This window comes from Psychrobacillus sp. NPDC096426, from assembly GCF_044762745.1.
Lineage (GTDB): Bacteria > Bacillota > Bacilli > Bacillales_A > Planococcaceae > Psychrobacillus.
The window spans coordinates 1-7,382 of sequence record NZ_JBIWEX010000049.1 but is presented as its reverse complement, the minus strand read 5'-3'; the positions used below and the strand labels follow the sequence as shown (position 1 = coordinate 7,382).

The 7,382-nt window shown below is 35.9% G+C and carries 6 protein-coding genes; 1 reads left to right on the top strand and 5 read right to left on the bottom strand.

All coding sequences use genetic code 11. The annotated features are described in order from the left end of the window. A partial coding sequence (locus ACIQYS_RS22195) for a hypothetical protein (protein ID WP_402985172.1) occupies nt 1-224 on the top strand: 224 nt, incomplete at its 5' end. 755 nt (nt 225-979) lie between these two features. On the opposite strand, the gene pepF is transcribed toward ACIQYS_RS22195, so the two are convergent. The 5 genes from pepF to ACIQYS_RS22170 form a co-directional block, all read right to left on the bottom strand. Beyond that, nucleotides 980-2,800, bottom strand: a complete 1,821-nt coding sequence (pepF, locus tag ACIQYS_RS22190) for an oligoendopeptidase F (RefSeq protein WP_402985170.1) — start codon at nt 2,798-2,800, stop codon at nt 980-982. Nucleotides 2,801-2,862: 62 nt separating this feature from the next. Further along, nucleotides 2,863-4,017, bottom strand: a complete 1,155-nt coding sequence (locus tag ACIQYS_RS22185) for a competence protein CoiA (protein WP_402985168.1) — start codon at nt 4,015-4,017, stop codon at nt 2,863-2,865. Between the two features lie 85 nt (nt 4,018-4,102). Beyond that, complete coding sequence (gene mecA / locus ACIQYS_RS22180; protein ID WP_402985166.1) at nt 4,103-4,768, bottom strand: adaptor protein MecA; 666 nt, start codon at nt 4,766-4,768, stop codon at nt 4,103-4,105. A gap of 213 nt (nt 4,769-4,981) precedes the next feature. Further along, entirely contained in the window at nt 4,982-5,377 is a 396-nt protein-coding gene (gene spxA / locus ACIQYS_RS22175; protein ID WP_402985174.1) for a transcriptional regulator SpxA, read from the bottom strand. Nucleotides 5,378-5,762: 385 nt separating this feature from the next. Continuing rightward, on the bottom strand, nt 5,763-6,971 hold the full coding sequence (locus tag ACIQYS_RS22170; RefSeq protein WP_402985164.1) for a putative glycoside hydrolase: 1,209 nt from the start codon (nt 6,969-6,971) through the stop codon (nt 5,763-5,765). Nucleotides 6,972-7,382: the final 411 nt, after the last annotated feature.

The following is a 7,382-nucleotide window of genomic DNA, read 5'->3' as shown; positions in this document are numbered from 1 at the left end:
GACTCGCTACGAGCGAATGGCTAGTTCTTACTCGGTGGGAATCCCACCCACTATATGTTGCAACCTATGCTCGGTCGCTCCTGGAGTCGCCGCCTGCTGCGAAAATCTATCATTGGTGTGTACTGATTTATTTACCATCTACACTTATTAGAGCTTTAGATTTATCGGATCCGCTATGCAATATTTATAAATCTAATGAGAAAATGCCTTCTCGAAACAAGTGAAGCATTTTCTAGGAGAATATTGTTGCGTTCATCCATTTATTAGAAAAACGTGTTTCAATCAACTGCGATTCATGCCAAGTAAACTTGTTATTTCAAAAATTGGTTGCTTTCACTATCAATTAGGTGGCCCTCGTGCTAATTTAGTTGCTTTCCGAATAAAACTGATTGAATGCTCTTACTCATTTAATGGATGCTTTCACAACGAAATCCTACACCGTAGGAATAGTGCGCAACAAAAGCTTTAGATAGTACCTCCAAGCCTTTGCGCTAGTAGCACTACTGCAAAAAGCATCCGCTAGATTGGTTTTGTCGCGTTCACAATATCTTTTGTATCATTAGGCATTTATTGGATTTCAAGCAGCACTACTAATTAATCAGTAATTTCTATGGATTGAAGCGGAAGGGCGACGACTCCTGTGGAGGCCAACAGGATGTTGGTCACGAAGGCGTTGCCACACGATGTGGCGCTCTTAGCCTTTGTTCCTAAGTGAGACAGATGAGACATCGCAGGCGAACGCGTAGCGGCGGCGATGGCTCATCGCTCACCCCGCGGAAAGCGTTCGCCCTGCAGCGGAAATCATAGTGATCACCTGATAAAGCTTATTACGACACATTATGCTTATATCACGTACAATATAAAAAAGGCCATACGTTATGTTACTTGAAAAAAGTTATCCACTTGTCTAGAATTTATAGTTTCCTAAGCAAAAAAGGCCAAACCGGATAATTTCCAGTTTAGCCTTCTTCTACTTATTTTATTCTGCTAAAAGCAATTGTTCTAATTCATTTAGTTTTTCTTCAAATACGCGGCAAGCTTCTTCGATTGGAGCAGCAGTGTTCATATCTACACCAGCTTTCTTCAATACTTCAATTGGATAATCCGAGCAACCTGCTTTTAGGAATTCATTAATATAACGGTCAACGGCTGGTTTACCTTCCGTCAAAATTTGATTGCTTAATGCAGTAGCAGCGCTTAGTCCAGTTGCATATTGATATACATAGTAATTGTAGTAGAAATGTGGAATTCGTGCCCATTCTAATCCAATTTCCTCATCGATGACGATATCGTCACCAAAGTATTTTTGATTAAGTTTATAATATTCTTCTGTTAGCTTATCCGCAGTTAATGCTTCCCCGTCCTGATCAAGCTGATGGATAATATGCTCAAATTCAGCGAACATTGTTTGGCGGAATACCGTTCCACGGAATCCTTCTAACCAATGATTCAGCAAGTAAATACGTTTTTTAGGATCATCAATTGTTTTCAATAAATAATCATTCAGTAGTGCCTCATTACAAGTAGACGCTACTTCTGCAACAAAAATGGAATAGTCACCATACACATACGGCTGATTTGCGCGAGTGTAGTAACTGTGAATACTATGACCAAATTCATGTGCTAATGTGAATAAATTATTCACATTATTTTGCCAGTTCATCAAAATGTATGGGTTTGTACCGTACGTACCAGAGGAATAGGCTCCGGAACGCTTTCCTTTCGTTTCTACCACATCTACCCAGCGATTTTCTAATCCTTGCTTCACGATAGATACATATTCCTCTCCAAGAGGAGCAAAGCTATTTAGCATCGCATCGCAAGCTTCTTCATACGTATATTCCATTTTTAGTTCTTTTACAAGTGGTGTATATAAATCCCACATATGCAGCTCATCTAATCCAAGTACCTTTTTTCGTAGACTTACATATTTATGAAGTAGATGAACGTTTTTATTGATCGTTCCGACTAAATTATCGTAGACGCTTTCCGGAATATGATTTCCGGACATTGCCGACTCGCGAGCGGATGCGTATTTTCTAATTTTTGCGTTTACATTATCTCCTTTTACATTTCCTGCTAAAGTAGATGCAAATGTATTTCGGAACTTGCCGTACGTTTCATACATCGCTTTAAATGCGTCTTCTCGTACCCTCCCATCTTCACTTTCTAAGAAGCGTGTATATCGTCCATGTGTAAGTTGAACTTCATTGCCATCTTCATCTCTAATAGATGGAAATTCTAAATCCGCATTGTTTAGCTTGCCAAAAGTATCAGACGGCGAACCTGCCACTTCAGAAAACTGTGCAAGTAGTGCTTCTTGCTCTTTTGGAAGTACATGTGGACGCTCTAAATTTACTTCCTCTAAAAGTTGACGGTACAATTGCAGCTCACTATTTTCAGATAAGTAGGTAGAAAGGGTTGACTCATCTAGTGATAATATTTCTGGCACTAAAAATGATAGTTCCGTAGAAACTTTTACATACAGCGATTTAATACGGCTATCCATCGCTTGATAAGTGCTATTTGCAGTATCTTGGTCTGAACGCATATGTGCATACGTATAAAGCTTACGCAGGCGCCCTGTAAGTTCATCTCGATAAGTTAGTACTTCTAACAAAGCATTTGCACCATTTGCAATCGTCCCTTGAAATGTTGCTGCTTTTTCAGCTAGCTTTCCTACATCTTGGAATTCTTTTTCCCAAGCGTCATTGGAAGGAAAAATGTCTTCTAATCTCCAAGTAAGATGCTCTTCTACTTCCTCACGTGTTAATACTTTGTTGTTTGTTTCTGTTGTCAAGATGAACTCCCCTTCCATTTGTTTCGAAATTCGTATCACTATTCATTTTCTCAATTTTCTGGTCAGTTTGCAAGGAAATCACTATATAGTAGCTCAACCATTTTTGAACTATTAAACTTGCTTTTATAAATGACGATATCGGACTTTTCGATACATTGTTGGAGTATAGACAAATAGGATTGGACAGCCTCCAATTTGAATAAGGATTGTTTGGAACCAATTGGACGATATAGTAAAAATGATTCACAATGCGCTCGATCTGCCTTCTCGATAGGGACTTTTATTCGATTTAAATAGTCAATCCATTGGATCTGCCATTCTACGGCATGTACATGAAATGATTCTGCATTGGCAGTAGGAATTCCTATGAAAATAGGAATTTCTTTTGTGGAAAGTTGCCATCTATAGCATACTTGTAAAAACTGGTTTTGTACTCCTTTTCTATTATAGAAGTATAAGTTGTTAATATGCTTAAATCGTTGCTTCCGATACACTTGTAAGTACATTTCGTATTCTTCATGGGAAATACGTTTGACAACTGCAAATGGCCAGGATTGCTTTTCAATCGGTAGCTTCTTTATTTTGACGATGTATTTATTCGATTGGATATGAACTGGGTTTGAAATATAGTGAAAGAGCTTTGTTTGTGGACTGTAGGTGATTATCATTTTCCCATTAGTGGGGGTTTCTAGGAAGAATTGCTGACGAAATACAGATAATTGCATGATTCCTATCTCTTGAGGTGGGAACTCTGAAATAGATGGTGTCCTTAATATCCAAAGTGGGTCTATTTGTTGCTGTTTATAACCAATATTACGACTTTCAATAATAGTGGGTAAAATTTGGCTGCATTGATATTCGATGGCTACTTGGGAATCATGGTTATGAACTAAAATATCTGGTCTTTGTTTAATGTTTGGAATGAATGACTCTAGTTGGGGGTTGCTATTATGCCGCTTTAAAAATGTGTACAATTGAAGTTTTCCATTAAGATGTTCTTCACTTTCACCTTCCGCAAAAGAATGGATGCATTCGGATTTTCGCCTATGGGCAAAGTGCGGAATTTTGATCGAACCGCTTCTCAAAATTACTTCTTCGTTGCACTGAAGGCACTTAAACGAACTTCTTTGTTTTAGATCATTTAAAAATTCTCGTGAATAATTGGCTGAAACGATAATTTCTCCTTTTTTTGTTATCGCCGTTAGGATGACCTTCACCTCCACTTCTAAATGTACGAATTTTCAGTGAAAAAATCAAGGAAAACAATAGAAGAAATAAAAAAAACCTTCTTTTTACAGAAGGTTAAAAATGTCGATTTAGTTCTTCGAATACATCATTTACCACAATTTCTTTTCCATATTCTTGAATCATATGGATAGTAATTTTTGTACTATTTGCAAACTCTGAAATAACACTTAGTGTATTTAATACATCTTCAAACTCTGTTATTTCGGAATTAAAAATTACATGTAAATAATATTTTTCCTCATAATGATACAATGATGTTTTGAAATTTACTTTATCTAATTTTTTTGCTAGAACAAGTAAATCATCAAAGTTCTCAAACACGAATGTGTATTCAGAAGGTATATCCTCTCCATCATCCATGTATTGCGAAAAATCATCAAATTCGTGAGGACCTATAGAACTGGAAACACCATTTTTGAAAATTTTATTTGAAAGGTCATCCATTTCAAAATCATCTGATCGTTCCTCATGCTTGCCTATTTCCGTTCGAGTGACAATCACTTCCAAGCCTTTTTCCATCGCATGAACTTGTATCCATAATGGACCATCTAATTCTTCAAAATGATCATCATCATGAACTTCATCCATCATCTCCCAAAAAAGCTGCTCGCTCTTATCTTTGTTAAACCATATTTCATCTCGGCTGAAGCCTCTTTCTTCAATGTCGATGTATGAAATGTATACTTTGAAAGTGTTATCATTGATACGCTCGATATCCATTTAACACATCTCCTTTCGCTTCCTACCGCTTCATTCATGTAGTGTCTACTACTATTGTATGTTGTTTGTGAAAAAAAGAAAAGGATTCCAACTTTTCTTTTCAAATTATTAATCACAATTGCATTGTATGAAAATTTATACTTTATTGCAAGCATTCCAAAAGAAAAGCTGACTATTTTCAAAAGTTCTTTGAAAATAATCAGCCGATTAGCTTTAGTTAACAAGTTTTTGTGCTTCGAGTAACTGATATGCACGAACTTTTCTAGGTAAGAATCTACGTATTTCGTCTTCGTTATAGCCAACTTGTAGACGTTTTTCATCTAAAATAATTGGTCTGCGAAGAAGCCCAGGGTATTCTTGAATTAGCTCATATAAACGTTGTAAAGGAAGGCTTTCCACATCTACATTAAGCTTTTGGAATATTTTCGAACGAGTTGAGATAATTTCGTCCGTACCGTCTTCTGTCATTCGTAATATTTCTTTTATTTCACTTATTGAAAGTGGTTCAGAAAAAATATTTCGTTCCATATATGGAATATCGTGTTCTTCTAACCATGCTTTTGCTTTTCTACATGAAGTACAACTTGGTGAGGTAAATAACGTAACCATCATTTAAAAACACTTCCTTTCAATTGGTAATTGTGTTATATGAAGTAGTTTATAATTAATTTAATTTAATTCTTTACTTTTTTAGTATACAACAAATTTTTGTCATTTAAAATACGTTTACAAGAAAAATTTCCCCTCTAAATTAACCTGTCACAAATTCGTTGAATATATATAAGCTACACTTACATTAAGTATTAACTATTACACTCATTTAATTTATACCCATCTCTTTTCTGTTTTAAACATATAAACAAAGTTCTTTTTTATTCTCATTTAGTATTATGCTATTGAAAATAACTGTTATACTAATAAATACGTTTTTCATGAAATAAAGTTTCATAAAAATAAAAGAAGATAGGATTTTTTTGATCCTATCTTCTCTCGCTTACGGTGTATAGTCTACGCCAGGAGAATATTTATTTCCAGCATTCCATAGTAGATATTCCATTATACCTGCTTCGTTTAATGCTTTGATTTGAGCTTCTACTTCTTCTTTAGCATATGTTTGATAATTACCAGCACCTAGGTACGAAGCAGTGAAATCCTGAATCCACGGTCTTGAGATTGGTGGGTTTTCTAATTCGGCTAATTTTGCATTTTCTACTTTGGCATATTCTTGCACTAATCGATAAGGCTCTAAATCAGGTTTTGCAATACCAAAGTAAGATGTCCAATGACTTGGATAAATCATCGAAGAAATTACGTCCACATTTTCGGATATTTTGGAGAAGTTTTGTCCAATACCAGGTGCCTCTGGTAATGTAGCAGAGTATCCAAAAATGTCTACAGATACTTGTACACCATAAGGTTGTAACTTTTCTTTTGCGTATGCGACGAAATCGGTAACGGCTGAAACTCTTCGCTGAATTGCATCTTCTTCAGATGTTTCGTATTTTCCCATCTTGTACTTCAAAGTATCTTCTCTATTTTCAAATCCTTCAGGAAAACGCACATAGTCAAATTGAATTTCCTTAAAGCCCATTTTGGCCGCTTCTATCGCTATCTCCACATTATAGTCCCATACTTCTTGAAGAAATGGATTGACAAATGCTTCCCCTCTTCCATTTTTCCAAACAGAGGATCCTTCCACAAAAGACCATTCTGGTTTTCTTTCGGCTAGTTTTGAATCTTTAAAAACGACTACACGCGCAATTGGGTATATTTCTTTTTCTTCCATCGTTTCCAGCATAGCCCGTGGATTTTTTATGTATGGTTTTCCAATATCGTATTTCGAAAGTGATGATTCATTACTTGGGATATATGTTAAGTTCCCAAAGTCGTCTTTAATATCTATTACCATTGCATTTAGTTCTGTTGAGTCTAATAAATTTATTAGATTTGCAAATCTAGATCCTCCTGCTGAATGTCCCGTTACATATATACCTCTCACTGCATCTGGATAGTTAAATGTTAGTCCGGAGTCGTATATGAAAAGTTTGGATGTAGTAACCATTTTTTCGTCAATCGGTTGAAAACTATACTCTTTTGTTGAAAATTCTTCTGCGAATTGTTTCGATCCAGCCAACACTGTTGTAGGTAAAAGTACTGCGGCAGCCACACTTAATGAGGCGAGTATTTTTATAGGCTTCTTCATAAAATTCTCCTTTCATTTCTGTTTCTTCATTCTAACAATTCTAAACAATGAATGAAAGAGAAATAAGGCTTAAAAAACTGCAAACGCTATTTAAGAGCATCTCTTCTTTTCATCGTTTCTAACGCGCTTTGGATAATAGTCCTGGAATGTTGCGCTTAATAGGGATAAAGCGTCTTAAATCGCTTTATCAGGTGACCGCTGCGATTTTCGCTGCAGTCGGACGCTTTCCGCTGCAATCAACGAAATATGCTAACTAATTAGAGTTTAACAAACAAAACGAAAAGAAATATTAGAACCGCTGCACGAAGGCAAAAGCGGCAGCTATCACTATATGAAAAAATTGGTTATTAAACAGTGAACATGAGCTTCACTATGTTATGAATTAACAAATAATATATATTTTCGTAATAT